Source organism: Cupriavidus taiwanensis, assembly GCF_900250075.1.
GTDB lineage: Bacteria > Pseudomonadota > Gammaproteobacteria > Burkholderiales > Burkholderiaceae > Cupriavidus > Cupriavidus taiwanensis_C.
In genome coordinates this window covers 515,059-532,030 of the sequence record NZ_LT977070.1, presented here as the reverse complement: position 1 = coordinate 532,030, position 16,972 = coordinate 515,059, and the positions used below count along the sequence as shown (strand labels likewise).

16 protein-coding genes and 1 tRNA gene are annotated in these 16,972 nt (G+C 68.4%); 4 read left to right on the top strand and 13 right to left on the bottom strand.

Annotated features, from left to right (window positions below; genetic code table 11):
• Window positions 1-325 precede the first annotated feature (325 nt).
• Window positions 326-1,297, top strand: coding sequence for a CDF family Co(II)/Ni(II) efflux transporter DmeF (gene dmeF, locus CBM2588_RS02480; protein ID WP_115679213.1), 972 nt, complete (start codon window positions 326-328; stop codon window positions 1,295-1,297).
• 48 nt (window positions 1,298-1,345) lie between these two features.
• Here the strand turns inward: dmeF and CBM2588_RS02475 are convergent, their stop codons facing one another.
• The 4 genes from CBM2588_RS02475 to CBM2588_RS02460 form a co-directional block, all read right to left on the bottom strand.
• Window positions 1,346-1,789 (bottom strand): GNAT family N-acetyltransferase, encoded by a 444-nt coding sequence (locus CBM2588_RS02475; RefSeq protein WP_115679212.1) that lies wholly within the window; start codon window positions 1,787-1,789, stop codon window positions 1,346-1,348.
• 317 nt (window positions 1,790-2,106) lie between these two features.
• A tRNA-Cys gene (locus CBM2588_RS02470) sits at window positions 2,107-2,181 on the bottom strand.
• 96 nt (window positions 2,182-2,277) lie between these two features.
• Window positions 2,278-2,757: a bacterioferritin gene (bfr, locus tag CBM2588_RS02465; protein ID WP_111521713.1), complete on the bottom strand. Its 480-nt coding sequence runs from the start codon at window positions 2,755-2,757 to the stop codon at window positions 2,278-2,280.
• A 306-nt stretch (window positions 2,758-3,063) separates the two neighbouring features.
• Window positions 3,064-4,056, bottom strand: coding sequence for a Bug family tripartite tricarboxylate transporter substrate binding protein (locus CBM2588_RS02460; RefSeq protein WP_115679211.1), 993 nt, complete (start codon window positions 4,054-4,056; stop codon window positions 3,064-3,066).
• Between the two features lie 104 nt (window positions 4,057-4,160).
• On the opposite strand from CBM2588_RS02460, the gene CBM2588_RS02455 reads away from it, so the two are divergent.
• A complete protein-coding gene (locus CBM2588_RS02455) occupies window positions 4,161-5,108 on the top strand; it encodes a LysR family transcriptional regulator (protein WP_115679210.1) in 948 nt (315 codons plus the stop codon).
• Between the two features lie 21 nt (window positions 5,109-5,129).
• Here the strand turns inward: CBM2588_RS02455 and CBM2588_RS31335 are convergent, their stop codons facing one another.
• The 4 genes from CBM2588_RS31335 to CBM2588_RS02435 all read right to left on the bottom strand — a co-directional run bounded on the left by CBM2588_RS31335 (window position 5,130) and on the right by CBM2588_RS02435 (window position 9,236).
• On the bottom strand, window positions 5,130-6,398 hold the full coding sequence (locus CBM2588_RS31335) for an MFS transporter (protein WP_269462409.1): 1,269 nt from the start codon (window positions 6,396-6,398) through the stop codon (window positions 5,130-5,132).
• Between the two features lie 95 nt (window positions 6,399-6,493).
• Window positions 6,494-7,786: an acyl-CoA dehydrogenase family protein gene (locus CBM2588_RS02445; protein ID WP_115679209.1), complete on the bottom strand. Its 1,293-nt coding sequence runs from the start codon at window positions 7,784-7,786 to the stop codon at window positions 6,494-6,496.
• Window positions 7,783-8,169 (bottom strand): DUF6285 domain-containing protein, encoded by a 387-nt coding sequence (locus CBM2588_RS02440; protein ID WP_115679208.1) that lies wholly within the window; start codon window positions 8,167-8,169, stop codon window positions 7,783-7,785. Before CBM2588_RS02440 ends, CBM2588_RS02445 begins: the two co-directional genes overlap by 4 nt.
• A 2-nt stretch (window positions 8,170-8,171) precedes the next feature.
• Window positions 8,172-9,236: a phosphotransferase family protein gene (locus tag CBM2588_RS02435; protein ID WP_115679207.1), complete on the bottom strand. Its 1,065-nt coding sequence runs from the start codon at window positions 9,234-9,236 to the stop codon at window positions 8,172-8,174.
• A 158-nt stretch (window positions 9,237-9,394) separates the two neighbouring features.
• On the opposite strand from CBM2588_RS02435, the gene CBM2588_RS02430 reads away from it, so the two are divergent.
• Window positions 9,395-10,030, top strand: coding sequence for a TetR/AcrR family transcriptional regulator (locus tag CBM2588_RS02430; RefSeq protein ID WP_115679206.1), 636 nt, complete (start codon window positions 9,395-9,397; stop codon window positions 10,028-10,030).
• Window positions 10,031-10,115: 85 nt separating this feature from the next.
• Here CBM2588_RS02430 and glmS read toward each other — a convergent pair whose 3' ends face one another.
• Together glmS and glmU are read right to left on the bottom strand one after the other, a co-directional pair.
• Window positions 10,116-11,954: a glutamine--fructose-6-phosphate transaminase (isomerizing) gene (gene glmS, locus CBM2588_RS02425; protein ID WP_115679205.1), complete on the bottom strand. Its 1,839-nt coding sequence runs from the start codon at window positions 11,952-11,954 to the stop codon at window positions 10,116-10,118.
• Window positions 11,955-12,043: 89 nt separating this feature from the next.
• Window positions 12,044-13,408, bottom strand: a complete 1,365-nt coding sequence (glmU, locus tag CBM2588_RS02420; RefSeq protein ID WP_115679204.1) for a bifunctional UDP-N-acetylglucosamine diphosphorylase/glucosamine-1-phosphate N-acetyltransferase GlmU — start codon at window positions 13,406-13,408, stop codon at window positions 12,044-12,046.
• Between the two features lie 302 nt (window positions 13,409-13,710).
• Here glmU and CBM2588_RS02415 point away from each other — a divergent pair, with 302 nt between their 5' ends.
• A complete protein-coding gene (locus CBM2588_RS02415; RefSeq protein WP_172583548.1) occupies window positions 13,711-14,538 on the top strand; it encodes a DUF6279 family lipoprotein in 828 nt (275 codons plus the stop codon).
• A gap of 69 nt (window positions 14,539-14,607) precedes the next feature.
• On the opposite strand, the gene ttcA is transcribed toward CBM2588_RS02415, so the two are convergent.
• From ttcA to CBM2588_RS02400, 3 genes are all read right to left on the bottom strand, one after another.
• Window positions 14,608-15,546, bottom strand: coding sequence for a tRNA 2-thiocytidine(32) synthetase TtcA (gene ttcA / locus CBM2588_RS02410; RefSeq protein ID WP_115679202.1), 939 nt, complete (start codon window positions 15,544-15,546; stop codon window positions 14,608-14,610).
• A gap of 109 nt (window positions 15,547-15,655) precedes the next feature.
• Window positions 15,656-16,057: a dihydroneopterin aldolase gene (locus CBM2588_RS02405; RefSeq protein WP_082818824.1), complete on the bottom strand. Its 402-nt coding sequence runs from the start codon at window positions 16,055-16,057 to the stop codon at window positions 15,656-15,658.
• 69 nt (window positions 16,058-16,126) lie between these two features.
• Window positions 16,127-16,972 carry an SDR family oxidoreductase gene (locus CBM2588_RS02400; protein WP_115679201.1) on the bottom strand — a complete coding sequence of 282 codons (846 nt, stop codon included), beginning with the start codon at window positions 16,970-16,972 and terminating at the stop codon, window positions 16,127-16,129.

Sequence of the window (16,972 nt, the reverse complement as noted above, 5' to 3'; positions counted from 1 at the left end):
AGGCGGCAAGACAGGTGGCAATAAAGCGATAGCTCATCTCGGTACGGTCAACAAAGATATGACGAGGACGTGAATTTTTCGCTGGATCATACATCCATTCATGAATGTATGTAAGAGAAAGAAAGGAATCCTTACGTCTATCGCGGGTATCTTGTCGCATATAAGGCACACGCAGCGATACCGCCCTCCTTTTCGTGACGCAACCCAAACCCACCCTGATGCCGTCGGGGATGCCACGGCACGCGCACTGGTCTCTGCTACCCTTGGGCCTGCTGGCCCTGCGTCAGACAATTCGCCGAGTTTTCAAGCGTAAAGCACGTTCCCCATGCATACCCAAGACCTGTCCGCCTGGACCCACAGCCACGCCTTCGACGCGGGCAACCGCGCCGCCGAACGCGGCACGCGCCTGGTGATGGTGATCACCGCCATCACCATGGTGGCGGAAATCGCCGCCGGGCTCTGGTTCAACTCGATGGCGCTGCTCGCCGATGGCTGGCACATGAGCTCGCACGCGCTGGCCATCGGGCTGTCTGCCTTCGCCTACGCCGCCGCGCGCCGCTACGCCGGCGACTGGCGCTTTGCCTTCGGCGCCTGGAAGATAGAAGTGCTGGCGGGCTTTGCCAGCGCGGTGTTTTTGCTGGGCATTGCCGCGTTGATGGCGGCGGGCTCGGTCGAGCGCCTGTTCGCGCCGCAGGCGATCCACTATCGCGAAGCCATGGCCGTGACCGCGCTGGGGCTGCTGGTCAACCTCGGCTGCGCGCTGATCCTCGGCGGCCATGCGCATGGCCACGACCACGGCCACGACCACGGTCACCATCACGGTCACCATCACGGCCACGACCATCACCACCATGACCTCAACCTGCGCGCCGCCTATGTGCACGTGCTGGCCGATGCCGCGACTTCAGTGCTGGCGATCGTCGCACTCGCCGGCGGCTGGTGGCTGGGCTGGAACTGGCTCGATCCGGTGATGGGCCTGGTGGGCGCGGTACTGGTCGGCCGCTGGGCCATCGGTCTGATGCGCCAGAGCGGCACGGTGCTGCTGGACCGCGAGATGGACCACCCGGTGGTGGACGAAGTGCGCGAGGTGCTGGCCGGCCTCGATCACGGCGACGAAAGCACCCGCGTGTCCGACCTGCATGTATGGCGCGTGGGCCGTCAGCACTTTGCCTGCATCGTCTGCCTGGTCACGCATGATGCCGCACTGACGCCGCAGCGCGTGCGCGAGGCGCTATCGGTGCACGAGGAACTGGTGCACGTAACGGTGGAGATCAGCCGCTGCGACGGCGATCACTGATACGACCACTGAGGCGAGCGCAGCGGCTCGCTATCGGCTTGCGGAGAATCAGCTCAGCTCGCACCACATGCACAACGGCGGCGTGTCCGCGGCGCGGTGGAATTCGCTCGACGACATGACCTCGGGCGGCAGCTTCGCGGCCGGCACCAGCGTAAAGCCGTAGCGCGCGAAGTAGCTGGGGCAGCTGGACGCCAGCAACACGGCGCGCCGTGCGCCGTTGGCGCGGGCCCGCATCAGCGCGGCACGCACCACGTGGGTGGCCACGCCCTGGTCGCGGTGTTCGGGCAGCACGGCCACGGAACGGATCACCACGGTCTCGCCGCAGCGCTCGCCGGCGGCGCAGCCGATGATCTGCGTGCCAAGGACGGCAACGTGGAAATGCTCGAGCAAGCGCGGTACACCGTCCAGCGGCAGGCCACACCGTTCCAGCACCTCGCCCACGGCGGGAGCATCCGTCGGCACGGCCGCGCGGATGCGCAGGTCTTTCATCATCTGGAGCCTCTGTTTTTCACACTGCCTCGCGAAGGGAAACGCCATGGAAGCCCGTACATGGCGGTGCCGCCAACTGGCGGCACGTGTTGCACGCAGGCCGACGGGCCTGTCGGGCAACATTACCCGATTCGCTGCCGTTGATCCATTGGGGATAAACGCGTGTCCGGAACCGTTGCGGCATACCGGTCAGGGCGCGTGCGGCACAGCCCGCCGCATTCATGGCGCAGGCCGATGACAGGCGCGTGAAAAAAAGGAAAGCGGAGCGATCGCGCGCGACTGCGCAGGTGCGCCGGGCGGAATGAGCCCGGGCAGGAAGATGGAGGCGGGGATCCGGAATCGAACCGTCGTACACGGCTTTGCAGGCCGTTGCATAACCACTCTGCCACCCCGCCGCTGACATCGCGCCGGAGCGGCGCGACGTGCTGCGGGCCGCAGTGTAGCGGGAAATGGAAATCTTTGCAGGAGAGCGCGCGGCGCGCCGCGCCGGCTCAGTCCTCGATTCCGCCCATGGCGGACTGGATGTAGTTCTGCAAGCCGACCTTGCGCACCAACTCCAGCTGCGCTTCGAGCCAGTCGATATGTTCCTCGGTGTCCTCGAGGATATCGACCACCAGCTGGCGCGAGACATAATCGCCGACCGACTCGAAATACTTGATCGCATCCTTGCAGCTGGCCTGCGACACGAGTTCGAGCTTCAGGTCGCAGCCGAGCATCTCTTCGGTGTTCTCGCCGACCAGCAGCTTGTCGAGGTCCTGCAGGTTGGGCAAGCCATCGAGCAGCAGGATGCGCTCGATCAGCTTGTCGGCGTGCTTCATTTCCTCGATCGATTCGTCATACTCGTGCTTGCCCAGCGCGCGCAGCCCCCAGTGCCGATACATCCGGGCATGCAGGAAATACTGGTTGATGGCAGTGAGCTCATGCCGCAGCTGCGCGTTCAGCAACTGGATCACCTTCTTGTCGGTCTTCATGGCAGCCCCCAATGCCCCTGTGACAGGGACATGCGATGTCGCCATGGCACGACCACAGCAACGCCACGGCGAATGCGCCGCGTGACTTCATGGTAGTCCCGCCAAAGCGGACATCAAGCAATCCGGGCCCGCGCCGCGGCGTTCTTGCCGCATGGATCCTCTATTTTCCGGCTTGCTTGCGGATGCGAATGCCAATGGTTTTTATTCGGTTTTCGTAAGCGGCCTTCACGGCATCATGAAAATAAAAAAGGCGGGCGCCGCGATATTTGCCGCGGCGCCCGCCATGGGCGTTGCCAGGGTTGCAGCTCAGTCCAGCTTCGCGCCCGAATCCGCTACCAGCGTCTTCAGCACCGGCCAGTCGCGCGCGTAGAGCGCCTGCGCCTCGGCCGGCGTACTGCCGACGGTGCGCAGCCCCAGCGCAACCATGCGCTCCTGCATCTCGGGGGTCTGCAGGATGGCGCGCACCTCGCTCTCGAGCCGGGCCAGGATCGGTGCGGGCACGCCCACGGGCGCCACCAGGCCGATCCAGCCGACGGTCTTGAAGGCGCTGTCGTGCATGCCGGCCTCGGCAAAGGTGGGCATGTCGGGCAGCGCGCTGCTGCGCTGAGTGCCGGTCACCGCCAGCGCCTTGAGCTTGCCGCTCTGGATGTAGGGCCTGGCGGTGAGGATGCTGGCGAAGCCAAACTGCACCTGCCCGCCGAGCAGGTCCTGCAGCATCGGCGCCTCGCCCTTGTAGGGCACGTGCGTGGCCTGGCCGTGCACCAGCTTGCTGTAGTAGGCGCCGCTCAGGTGCGACAGCGAGCCGACGCCCCACGAGGCATAGCTGAGCTTGCCAGGCCGGCTGCGCGCGTAGTCGCCCAGCTCGCGCACGGTGCGCGCCTGCACCGACGGGTGGGTCACCAGCACCAGCTGCGCGTCGGCCAGCACGCTGATCATGCTCAGGTCCTTGCGCGGGTCGTAGGGCAGCTTCTGGAACAGGAACTGGTTGGTCAGCACCGACTGCGTCAGCGTCATCAGCAGCGTATAGCCATCGGGCGCGGCCTTGGCCACGGCATCGGTGCCGATGATGCCGGAGGCGCCGGCCTTGTTGTCGACCACCACCGGCTGGCCCAGCCGCTTGCTCAGCTTTTCACCCATGGCGCGGGCGATGGTGTCGGTGCCGCCGCCGGCCACATAGGGCACGACGATGCGGATGGGCTTGGCGGGGTAGGCCTGGGCCGCGGCCGGCAGGGCCGCGCCGAGCGAAAGCCCGGCGACCAGGCCGCCAGTGGCCAGCGTCAGCCATGCGCGTCGGTTCATGTTGTCTCCAGATCGGTTTTGGTTTTGGAGGACAACCTTAGTGGGCTTGAGAACTTACGTCCAATGCAATATTTTTCAGTTTTTGATGCGCAAATGGTTATTTCATGGGCTTGAGGCAGCTGCATCACTTCGTCACGCTGGTCGAACAAGGCAGCTTCGCGCGCGCCGCAGCCGCGCTGCACCTGTCGCAGCCGGCACTGACGCGCAGCATCCAGGCGCTGGAAGCCGAGCTGGGCATGCTGGTCGACCGCAGCTACGGCAAGGTGCGCCCCACCGCCGCCGGCATGCTGGCCCTGGCGCGCGCGCGCCGCATGCTGCGCGAGCAGCGCGAGCTGCGGCGCGACCTGCAACTGCTCGAAGACGTGGAGATCGGCACGATCCGCGCCGGCTTCGGACCGTTCGCGGCCTCGTTCCTGCTGGACCCAGTGCTGGAGGCGCTGGTGCGCCGCTATCCGCGGCTGCGCATCGACCTCGAGACCGCCGACACTGCCGCGATGCGGCGTTCGCTCGAAGCCGAGCAGCTCGACATCTTTGTCGGCGAAAGCCGCAGCCTGGCGGAACTGGCGCACTTGCAGATCGACCGGCTGCCGGCACTGGAAACGGCTTTCTTCGTGCGCAGCGGCCATCCGCTGACCCGGCAGCGCCAGGTCACCCTGGCCGACCTGCGCGCCTACCCGGTGGCCGGGACCCGGCTGCCGCCGCATATCGTGCGCTTCTTCCGCCAGGCCCTGCACGAGGCCAGCGGCGGCGGCGGCCCGCTGCCCGAGGACGAGCCCGGGCTGATGACCGTCACCTGCAACGACATGCATGCGCTGCGCGCGCTGCTGCTGGCGGTCGATGCCGTGGCGCTGGTGCCGGTGGCGATGATGGCCGAGGCGTGCGCACAGCGCCTGGCCGTGGCCCTGCCGATGCACCCGCCCACCGCGCTGAAGGCGCAGTACGGCATCGTCACGCTGGCCGGGCGCACGCCGTCGCCGGCCATGCGCGTGTTCGCGGCGCTGGTGCATGAAGCGGTGGCGCAGACCGGCGCCGGCTCCGGGCCGGCGCCATAGGCGTGGCGTGATGCGAGGCGTTCAGCCCGCCGCCACCGCGGGTTGTCCGGCCTGGCCCCCCGCCGGCAGCCGCGCGGCCATGCGCTGGCGCGAGCGCTCGGGGTTGATCACGCACAGCCCGGCCAGCGCCGCCACCACCATCAGCGCGCCGCACAGCGCCAGCCCCAGTTCAAAGCCGCGCGCGCCGGGCGCGTTCTGCACCAGCACGCCCGTCACCAGCGGCGCCAGCACGCCGGCAACCGACGATACCGAGGCATCGATCGCCAGCACCGCGCCGCGCTGCCCGGCCGGCACCACCTCGGCCAGCATCGCCGGGCCGAGCGAATAGATCGCCGGCGCGCACACGCAGCCCAGCACCAGCAGCCCCACGCGCATGGCGGGCGTGGTGCCTGGCCACAGCAGCAACAGGAAGAAGCCGCCCGCCAGCAGCAGCATGCCCGCCGAGACCCGGCCGCGCGCCAGCCGCGACGACACCCCGCGCGCCAGCAGCCGTTCCGAGCACCATGCGATAGCGATGGTCAGCGGCAGGTTGGTGCCGACGATCAGCGCGAACAGCTTGCCGCTGACGGCATGGTCGAAGCCCAGCCCGCTTTGCAGGTAGGCCGGGATCCAGGTCAGGCACAGCGCCAGGCCCCAGTACGCCGCCAGCCGCAGGGCAAAGCAGCCCAGCACGGTGGGATCGCTCAGCAGCACGCGATACGGCAGCCGCTGCGGCGCGGCGGTGCCAGCGTTGCCGTGCGCGAGCGGACGTTGGTCGAGCGTGCCTTCGCGCCCCAGCGCGATCCACGCCCCCGCCCACACCACGCCCAGCACCGCCAGCAGGTAGAAATTGGTGCGCCAGCCCCAGTGCGCGGCCACCGCCGGGATCAGCAGCCCGGCCAGCACGATGCCGATGCCCGCGCCCTGCGTCAGCACCGCCACCGGCAGGTTGCGCCGGTTGTTCGGAAACCATTTGTAGCAGGCATGGATCGAAACCGGCGCGGCCGGCCCTTCCATGAAACCGAGCAGCACGCGCGAGACGATCAGCACCGCCAGGCTGGACGACAGCGCGATCGGGATCTGGCACAGCGACCACGCCAGCGCCATCAGGATCAGCAGCCGCGACGTCGGCGTGTGGTTGGCCAGGAAGCCGCCCAGCACGCCGGACACCGCGAACAGCCAGAAGAAGCTGCTGCCGACCAGGCCGAACTGCGCCGGCGTCAGCCCCAGCTCGGCCATCATCGGCGCGGCCAGCAGGCCCACCACCATCTTGTCCATGGCGTTGACCACCAGGAAGAAGAACAACAGCACTGCGGTCAGCCACAGCGCGGCGCGGCTGGTACGATGGATTCATGCGTGTCTCCCGGAACAATGGGATGCCAGCCGCGGCCGGCATCAGGGGCCCCTTACTGATGCGCCGGCCCGCCGCCGTCGCGGCCGATATAGCCGAACAGGTAGGCGCCGACCTTGCGCATCTGGATCTCGTCCGAGCCCTCGGTGATGCGGTAGCGGCGATGGTGGCGGTAGATATGCTCGAACGGCTTGTGGCGCGAATAGCCCAGCCCGCCGTGCACCTGCATCGCCGTGTCGGCGGCCTCGCAGCACAGGCGGTTGGCGGTGACATTGCACATCGAGACCTTGTCCGAAAGGCGCTTCTCCACCTCGTGCTTGGGCATCCGGTCCATTTCCCACGCGGTCTGGCGGATAAACGCGCGCAGCATCTCGGCACGCGTGGCCAGGTCCACCAGCGGGAACTGGATGCCCTGGTTGCGCGCCAGCTCCTGCCCGAAGGGCTTGCGCCGGCGCGCGTACTTCACGCTCTCGCGGATGCAGTACTCGGCCGCGCCCAGGCTGGCGGCGGCCTGGCGAATGCGGTTCTCATGCACGAAATGCTGGGCAATGGCGAGGCCCGCGCCCGGTTGCCCGAGCACCGCGTCATCCGGCACCCAGACCCCGCTGAAGCTCACGCGCGGATGGTCGGTGGGCATGTTGAAGGTCCACAGGTACTCTTCCACGCGCACGCCTTCGCTGTGCGCCGGGACCAGGAACGCGGTGATGCCGCGGGCATCGCCGTCCTCGCCGCTGGTGCGCGCGAACAGCACCACATGCGTGGCGGTGTGCAGGCCGGTGGTCCACATCTTCTCGCCGTCGATGCGCCAGCCGCCGCGCCCGCCGCGCGCCTCGGGCCGCGCGCGCGTGGCCATGTGGGTGGCGTCGGAACCGTGCTCTGGCTCGGTCAGGCCGAAGCTCAGCTTGACGGTCTCGTCGAGCATGCCCGGGATCAGCGTGGCGCGTTGCGCATCGCTGCCGAAATCGCGCAGCACCAGCACGAACGGCTTGTTGCCGACGATCGAGTGCTCGTTCTGCAGGTCATTGTGCAAACCCAGGCCCTTGGCCGCCAGGTGCTCGCGGATCACGGCCATCCACAGGTTGCCGCCATCCCGGCCGCCGTACTCCGCCGGCAGCGCGAAGCGCAGGTGGCCGGCGCGGTCGGCGCGGCGGCGGGCCTCGGCCAGCAGCGCCTCCCACTCGGGACGCGGCAGGCCCTGGTTGTCGAAGTCGGTGCGGGCCCATTCGCGGCGGTGGTCGAAAAAGCGCTGGTTGTCGTGCTCGTCCTGCAGCGGTGCGATCTCGGCCTCGATAAAGGCATCGAGCTCGTCCAGGTAGGCCGTCAGCTCGGCCGGCAAATGGAAATTCACGGAAGCGTCTCCTCAGGATCCACAATCTGGCGATAACTGCTGTACCCGGGCTGGTCGACGGCAAGCTTGGCCAGCGTGACCGCCCACAGGTGGCCGGCAAGCCCGGGCGTGGCGGCATCGACGCGCCCGCTGGCGATGGCCTCGCACAGGCGCTGGTTCAGTTCGGCAAGCGTGCCGTCGGTGCCCAGCAGCGCGCGCAGGCGTTCCTGCTCGGCGGCCAGCGCCGCGGGCGCGAGGCGCAGTTCGCGCGCGACGATGTCGAGCACATTGGCGGCCACGCGCGCGTCGAAGGCCGCGCGCCCGCCCAGGTTGGGGATCGCGGTGTCACGCAGGAAGGCGGTCACCGCGTCGATCAGGCCGGCGGCATCGGGGGTGTCTTGCATGGTCAGGTTCCGTCATCCGTGCCGGCCGGCGCATGGTCACGCGGCAGCAGCAGGTTGAGCAGGTCGATCTCGGTCTCGGAACTGCGCCGGCCGATCGCGGCGCGCTCGACGCTGCGCGGCCCGCCGCCCTGCGGCGCACGCGACATGGACTGGCAGGCCACGCCCCACTTGAGCACGCCGAAGATCTCCCAGAAGCGCACGCGCCCCGCGTCGACCGTGCCGCCCGCATCGGCATAGCCGGCAAACAGCTGCGCGCGCGTGCCGAAGCCACCCACCGGCAATCCCGTGCAGCCGAAGCGCCAGGAGTTCACGCACAGCCAGCCCAGGTCCGTCATCGGATCGCCCACATGCGCCAGCTCCCAGTCCAGCACCGCGCGCAGGCCCGCCTCGTCGACCATCAGGTTGCCGTTGCGGAAATCACCATGGACCAGCGTGGCGCGCCCCGTTGCCGGCGCATGGCGCTGCAGCCAGCGGAAGGCCAGCTCGAACACCGGGCGCTGCTCGCCCGCCGCCCGATAGCGCCGCAGGTAGCCGTCGACCTCCTCGGCGGCATGGCTCTCGCGCAGCGGCGGCAGCGCGGCGCGGTCGATGCCATGGATCGCGGCCAGCGCCTGCCCGCACTGGTAGGCCAGCCGTTCGCGCGCCCGCGCCAGCCGCGGCTCGCGCACGATGCGGCCGCCCAGCGTCTCGCCTTCGATGCGGTCCATCACGAAGCCGGCGCCGATGCCGTCCTGCGGCGCCAGCATCGCCCGCACCACCGGCACCGGCACCCCCGCCGCGCCGGCCAGCCGCAGCAGCGCGGCCTCGGCCGCCATGCCCGCCTGTAGCGCCGACACCGTCGCCGCGGGCCGCGCCGCCGCGCCGGGATCGCGCCTCAGGATCATCGGCGCCGGCCCGTGCGGCCCGGCCAGCGTGAACGACCAGGTCTCCTGGCTGGCTCCGCCGGACAGGCGGCGCAGGCCGGTGATGCCGGCCTCGGCATCGAAGCCGGGCAACTCGCGGCATACGGCGCGGCGCAGGCCGGCCAGCAGGCTGGCTTCCGCGTCGGGGGGCGGGGATGTGTGCATCGGTCTCCGGGCAGTCCCGCATGGTGGCGGCACGGCTGAATTAATAATATGAATTATGTTTTTGGCGAGTATGGTGGCCTGATACAGTTCATGACATCAGTAAAAACACGGACAAGCAGGGGCACGCGGAAGCACTGCCGCAACCGATCGGGGTCGTCATGAAAGAAAAGCTGATTGCGCTGGAAGGCCACGCCGGCTATGCCGCGCCGCGTTATGCGAGCGGGCTGCGCACCACCCACCGGCTGTTCGAGGCCGGCCGGCGGCTGCTGCGCGAGCGCACGCTGGAACAGGTGTCCATCCAGGAGATCTGCGCCCGCGCCGGCGTCACCACCGGCGCGTTCTACAGCCGCTTCGACGGCAAGGACAGCTACTTCAGGGCGTTGCAGGCGCTGGCGCTGGCCACGCTGCGCGAGGCCATGGCGGCGCGCCTGGCACAGCTGGACAATGCGCCGACGACGCTGGAAGACGCGGTGCGTACCATGGCGCGCGACAGCCGCATCTGGGCCTGCCGCAATGAAGGCGTGCTGCGCGCCTCGCTGGTGGTGCGTGCCACCACCGGCGAAGACCCGATCCGGCAGCTCAATCGCCAGTACATCGTCGACCTGGCATCGCGCCTGGCACGGCTGCATCCGGCCGGCCCGTCGCCCGAGCTGGAGCTGCGCATCCGCTTCGCCCACCAGGCGCTGGCCGGCACGCTGCTGTATGCGCTGATCAACCGCGAAAGCATCTACGCGCTGTCGGACCGGCGGCTGGACCAGGAAATGGCGCGGGCGTTCCTGCTGTCCGTGGCCTAACAGCAGCGCGGGCGGCCCAATGAAAAAGAGGCCCCGCAGGGCCTCTTTGCAGCTTGCGGCCGGCGTCGCGCCGGCATCGCCCGCCTTACTCCACCGTCACCGACTTCGCCAGGTTGCGCGGCTTGTCCACGTCGGTGCCGCGCGCGCAGGCCGTGTGGTACGCCAGCAGCTGCAGCGGCACCACGTGCAGGATCGGCGAGAGGTCGCCGTAGTGCTCGGGCATGCGGATCACCTGGATGCCGTCGGACGACTGGATCTGGGTATCGCTGTCGGCGAACACGTACAGGCGGCCGCCACGGGCGCGCACTTCCTGGATGTTGGACTTGAGCTTCTCCAGCAGCGCGTCATTGGGGGCGACCGTGACCACCGGCATGGCTTCGGTGACCAGCGCCAGCGGGCCGTGCTTGAGCTCGCCGGCCGGGTAGGCCTCGGCGTGGATATACGAGATTTCCTTGAGCTTGAGCGCCCCCTCCAGCGCGATCGGGTAATGCAGGCCGCGGCCGAGGAACAGCGCGTTCTCGCGGCGGGCGAAGTCTTCGGACCAGGCGATGATCTGCGGCTCCAGCGCCAGCACGCCATGCAGCGCGGCCGGCAGGTGGCGCAGGTTGGTCAGCGCCTGGGCCTCGGCCTCTTCGGTCAGCAGGCCGCGGGTCTTGGCCAGCGACAGCGTCAGCATGTAGAGCGCCGCCAGCTGCGTGGTGAAGGCCTTGGTCGAGGCCACGCCGATCTCGGTGCCGGCGCGGGTCAGGAAGCGCAGTTCGGTCTCGCGCACCATGGCGCTGGTGGCGACGTTGCAGACCGCCAGCGTATGGACGTGGCCGAGCGCGCGCGCATGGCGCAGCGCGGCCATGGTGTCGGCGGTTTCGCCCGATTGCGAGATCACCACCACCAGCGCGCGCGGGTTGGGCACGGTGTCGCGGTAGCGGTATTCGCTGGCAACCTCGACCTGGGTCGGGATCCTGGCGATGCTTTCGAGCCAGTACTTGGCGGTGCAGCCGGAATAGTAGCTGGTGCCGCAGGCCAGGATCAGCACGCTGTCGATGCCGGCGAAGACCTCGGCGGCGTTGTCGCCGAACAGGTCCGGCGACAGGCCTTCGACGCCCTCGAGGGTGTCGCCCAGCGCGCGCGGCTGCTCGAAGATTTCCTTCTGCATGAAGTGGCGGTACGGGCCCAGGTCCACCGAGGCGGCATGGGCTTCGACCACGCGCGCTTCGCGCTCGACCGCGTGGTCGTTGACGTCATGGATGGTCACGCCGTCCAGCGTGATTTCGACCACATCGCCCTCTTCCAGGTAGATGATGCGGTTGGCGGTGCCGGCCACGGCCAGCGCGTCGGACGCCAGGAAGGACTCGTTCTCGCCCAGCGCCACCACCAGCGGCGAGCCGGCGCGCGCGCCGACCACGCGGCCGGGCTGGTCCTTGGCGAACACCGCGATGGCATAGGCGCCGTGCAGGCGCTTGGTGACCGCGCGCACCGAGGCGAACAGGTCGCCACGCGTGGCGCTGCTGGGATAGCTGTAGGCCTGGTGGATCAGGTGGGCGACCACCTCGGTATCGGTCTGCGACTCGAAACCGTAGCCGACCGCGCGCAGCTCTTCGCGCAGCGGCTCGTAGTTCTCGATGATGCCGTTGTGCACCAGCGCGATGGTCTCGCCCGACAGGTGCGGGTGGGCGTTGACGGTGTCCGGCTTGCCGTGCGTGGCCCAGCGCGTATGCGCCACGCCGGTGAAGCCGGACAGGCCGGACGCCTGCGTCTGCGCGTCGAGGTCGGCGACGCGCGACACGGTGCGCGCGCGCTCGACCGCATCGTCGCGCACGACGGCGACGCCGCACGAGTCATAGCCGCGATACTCCAGGCGGCGCAGCCCTTCGATCAGGACCGGAACGATGTTGCGCGTGGAAACCGCGCCGACGATGCCACACATGCTGAACCCCCGTTTGCTGGCGCCTGCCCTCTGGCCACTGGCGCCGGTATGAATCCTGTGGCGCCGCCTGGTGCCGGCGGCGCTGGTGCTTACTGCTTCGGCTGCTTGACCGGACGCTGCCAGGCGTCGATGGTCAGCTGCTTGGCCCGCGACAGCGTCAGCTTGTCGGCCGGGGCCTCCTTGGTGAGCGTGGTGCCGGCGCCCAGCGTGGCGCCGCGGCGCACCGTCACCGGCGCCACCAGCTGCGTGTCGGAGCCGATGAAGACATCGTCCTCGATCACGGTGCGGTGCTTGTTCACCCCGTCATAGTTGCAGGTGATGGTACCCGCGCCAATATTGACACGCGACCCCACCGTGGCGTCGCCCACATAAGCCAGGTGGTTGGCCTTGCTGTGTGCCGCCACCTGTGCATTCTTGACCTCGACGAAGTTGCCGATATGCACGTCCTCGCCCAGCTCGGTGCCGGGGCGCAGGCGCGCGTACGGCCCGATGCGGCCGGCGGGCCCGATTTTGGCCTCGTCAATATGGCAGAACGGGTGCAACTGCGCGCCGGCGCCGACGGTACTGTTGCGGATCACGCAATGGGCGCCGATGCGCACCCCGTCTTCCAGGTGCACGCGGCCCTCGAACACGCAGCCGACGTCGATGGTGACATCGCGCCCGCAGCTGAGCTCGCCGCGCACATCGATGCGGGCCGGATCCAGCAGCGTCACGCCGGCCTCGAGCAGGCGCCGGGCCTGGTTGCCCTGGTGGATGCGCTCGACCTCGGCCAGCTGCAGCTTGCTGTTGACACCCAGCGTCTCCCACACCGCCGCGGGCTGGGCCGAAACCGTCTCGACGCCATCGGCGACGGCGCGCTCGACGGTGTCGGTGAGGTAGTACTCGCCCTGGGCATTGTCGTTGCGCAGCGTCGACAGCCACTTGCGCAGGTGGCCGGTCGGGCACACGATGATGCCGGTGTTGATTTCGCGGATGGCCTTCTCGGCTTCGCTCGCGTCCTTTTGCTCGACAATGCGGACGATGCTGCCCGCCGCGTCGCGCACGATGCGGCCATAGCCGGTCGGGTCGGGCATTTCGACGGTAAGCACGCCAAAGCGCTGCGCGCCGGCCTCGGCCACCAGTGCCTGCAGCGTCGCCGCGCTGGTGAGCGGCACGTCACCGTAGAGAACCAACGTAGGCTGGTTGTCGTCCAACAAGGGAAGTGCCTGCATCACCGCATGGCCCGTGCCCAGTTGCTGGGCCTGCTCGGCGAAGGCGACATCGTCGGCGGCCACCGCCTCGCGCACGCGCGCGGCGCCGTGGCCGACCACGACCACCAGCCGCGACGGAGACAGCGCACGGGCCGTATCCAGGACATGCGCGAGCATGGGCCGCCCGGCTACCGGGTGCAGCACCTTGGGCAAATCGGAATACATCCGCTTGCCCATGCCCGCGGCGAGAATGACGATATTCACAAGGAGACCCCTAAGTGAGTGTGTCCGAAAATCTTCTTGAAAACGCCGGACGGGTATTTGGCCCGGTGCTCGGCAAACTGTGCCGCCGGGGCTCGCGAAAGCTTGCCGCCAGGCCTGCGCTTGTTCCCGCAAACCCTTGCCAGGACTTGGCTGGCCGGCATCAGGGGAGCCCGGTTCCGATGCGCGCCGATTTTAACATGGCGCTTTCTGCGCAAAGGACCGCGGTTTCCGAATTTCACAATTGTTGGGCGCGGCGTATTTTGGTGATTCTGGGCGCCGCGGCTCTGTGCGCGTGCAGCGCCATGAAGCTGGGTTACCAGCAGGGCGACCGGCTGGCGTACTGGTGGATCGACAATTATGTCGATGTCACCTCGGCCCAGGAGCCGCTGACGCGCGAGGCGATCGCGCGCTTCTTTGCCTGGCACCGCAAGGCGCAGCTGCCGGAAATCGCCAGCCTGCTGCAGGAAGCCAAGGCCGACGTAGGCCAGCCGGTCACGCCGGCGAAGGTCGCGCACTTCCAGGACGCCTCGCAGCAACTGGCGCGCCGATCGTTCGAGCAGGCCATGCCCGACATGGCCGATTTTCTGCTGACGCTGACGCCCGAGCAGATCACCCGCATGGAAAAGAAGTTTGCCGAGGGCAACGCCAAGTACCGCAAGAAATTCCTCAACGCGGACCCGGCCGAGCGCGAGGAAGCGCGCTTCGACAAGGTGATGGAGTACGCGCGCCTGGTCTACGGCGGCTTCTCTCCCGAGCAGGAGAAGGCGATCCGCGTCAAGGTCGGGCCGGTGGTGCAGAACGCCGAGGCGCGCTATGCCGAGCGCGTCGCGCGCCAGCAGGAATGGATCAAGATGGTGCGCTTCGTGCAGGCCACGCAGCCGCCCAAGGCACAGGTGATCGACCTGCTGCGGCGCTTCCGCGAGTACTGGCAGAATCCGCCGGCCCGGCACGCCGCCAGCCACGAAGCCAGCAACCACGCCGGCATCGCGCTCACCGTGGCGATCGCCAACCTGACCACGCCCCAGCAGAAGGCGCACGCGCAGGATCGCTTCCAGAAGTGGATCGACGACACGCATGCCCTGATGCGCGAGAAGTCGCAGCCGCCGGTGCAGTCGGCGGCGGCAAACTGAACCCGCGTCCCGCCGCGATGAAAAACGCCCGCGCGAGCGGGCGTTCTGTCATTTGGCCGCCGCAACGGCTTACTGCGTGCCGGCCGGCTCCCCCGCCGGGGCCGCCGCCGGGGTGCGCTCGAAGCGCACGAACTCCATGCGGTTTTCGTCGAGGCTGCCGGCAAAGGTCAGCGGCTGCTGCTGGAACGTGGTCTCGCCGAACAGCGAGGCCTCGTCCACCTTGGCCAGGCCGGTCGCCAGCCCGGTGAACGGGAACAGTTCGGTATCCGCCAGGTGCGACGGCACCACGTTGCGCAGCGCCGAAAAGATATTGTCGATGCGACCCGGGTTCTGCCGCTCCCACTCCTGCAGCATCTCGCTGACCTTCTTGCGCTGCAGGTTTTCCTGCGAGCCGCACAGGTTGCACGGGATGATCGGGAATTCCATCGCGCGTGCGTACGACGCAATATCCTTCTCCGAGCAGTACGCGAGCGGGCGGATCACGATATGCGCGCCGTCGTCGGTGGCCAGCTTGGGCGGCATCGCCTTCATCTTGCCGCCGAAGAACATGTTCAGGAAGAAGGTGTTGACGATGTCGTCGCGATGGTGGCCCAGCGCGATCTTGTTGGCGCCCAGCTCCTTGGCGGTGCGGTAGATCACGCCGCGGCGCAGGCGCGAGCACAGCGAGCAGGTGGTCTTGCCCTCGGGCACCTTCTCCTTGACGATCGAGTAGGTGTCCGCCTCGACGATCACATATTCCACGCCGACCGACTTCAGGTATTCCGGCAGGATGTGTTCCGGGAAGCCGGGCTGCTTCTGGTCCAGGTTCATCGCGATCAGCTTGAACTTGATCGGCGCGCGCTTCTGCAGCGCCATCAGGACCGACAACATGGTGTACGAGTCCTTGCCGCCACTCATGCAGACCAGCACGGTGTCGCCGTCCTCGATCATGCCGAAGTCGCCGATGGCCTTGCCGGTTTGCGATTGCAGCCTCGTCTCGAGGCGATAGAAATTGTTCGAGTGGCTCATGGAGCATCCTGTTGCGTGGCGCCCGCCGGATGGAATGGCCGGCGCGGCGCGAAGGGGCAACATTTTACTTTAGGCGCCCGCGCGCTGCAGCGGGCGCCGGCAGGACCGCTCAGGCCTGCTTGATGTGGAAGACCTCGACCCCGACCGAATCGCAATCCGGGTACACGTCAGGCTTTTCGGTCGACACGCGCACCGCGCGCACCTTGGGATGCTTCAGCATGGCGCGCGCGACGTCGTCGCACAGCGTTTCCTGCAGGTGCACATGGCCCTGCGCCATGCGCGCCGCCACGGTGTTGCGCATGAAGTCGTAGTCGACCACTTCGTCGAGCTTGTCGGCCTGCGGCGTGCATTCCTCCAGCGGCACGAACAGGTCGATATTGATCAGCACGCGCTGCTCGCCCTTCTTCTCGAATTCGTGCACGCCGATATTGATCTGCACTTCGTAGTTGCGCAGGAACATGCGTCGGCAGTCTTGCAGGCTGGGGTGGGAAAGGGCGGCGAGCATGGTCATGGCGGCAAACGAAAAGGGGAAGTGTAAGGCGGGGGTGCCGCGCCGGTCAGGCGCGGCCGGTGATGCAGGTCATTCGGTCAGGAACATCACGTCGCGCGCCAGCGGCATCAGGTGCTGGCCGCCGTCGACGTACAGCGTGGTGCCGGTCACGGCGCGCGCCTGCGCCAGGTAGGCCACTGCCTGGGCGATGTCCTCGGGCGTGGACGACTGGCCCAGCGGCGTCACGCGATGCGCGCGGCGGAAGCTCTGCTCCGACTGTTCGCCCGACACCAGCGTGATGCCGGGGGCCACGCCCACCACGCGCAGGCGCGGCGCCAGCGCCTGCGCCAGCTGCACCGTGGCGGTCTGCAGCGCAGCCTTGGAGAGCGTGTACGAGAGGAAGTCCGGGTTCAGGTTGTCCAGCTTCTGGTCGAGCAGGTTGATCACCACGCCGCGCGGCTCGGCGGCCTTGCCGTTGCCCTCCGCGCCCGCGGCCGCGGCCAGCGCCTTGTGCAGTTCGCGCGCCAGCAGCAGCGGCGCGGCCACGTTGGTGCGCATATGCGTATCGAGCGACGCATAGGAAAAACTCGTTGCCACGTCGTACTGGAACAGCGAGGCATTGTTGACCAGGCAGGTCGGCACGCCCAGCGCGGCGGTGCAGTCGGCCACCAGCCGGCTGGTGGCGGCCTCGTCGGCGAGGTCGGCACGCAGCACCGCGGCGCGGCGGCCGAGCGCGCGGATCTGCGTGGCGAGGGCTTCGGCCTCGTCGACCGAGCGATGGCAGTGCACGGCCACGTCCCAGCCTTGGGCCGCCAGTTCCAGCGCAATGGCGCGGCCCAGGCGGCGCGCGCCGCCGGTCACGAGGGCCACGCCGCGGGCGGCGGGCTGGCCAGCCTTGTCGCCAGCCTGGCTGGCGGAAGTATCGGATGCGGGCAT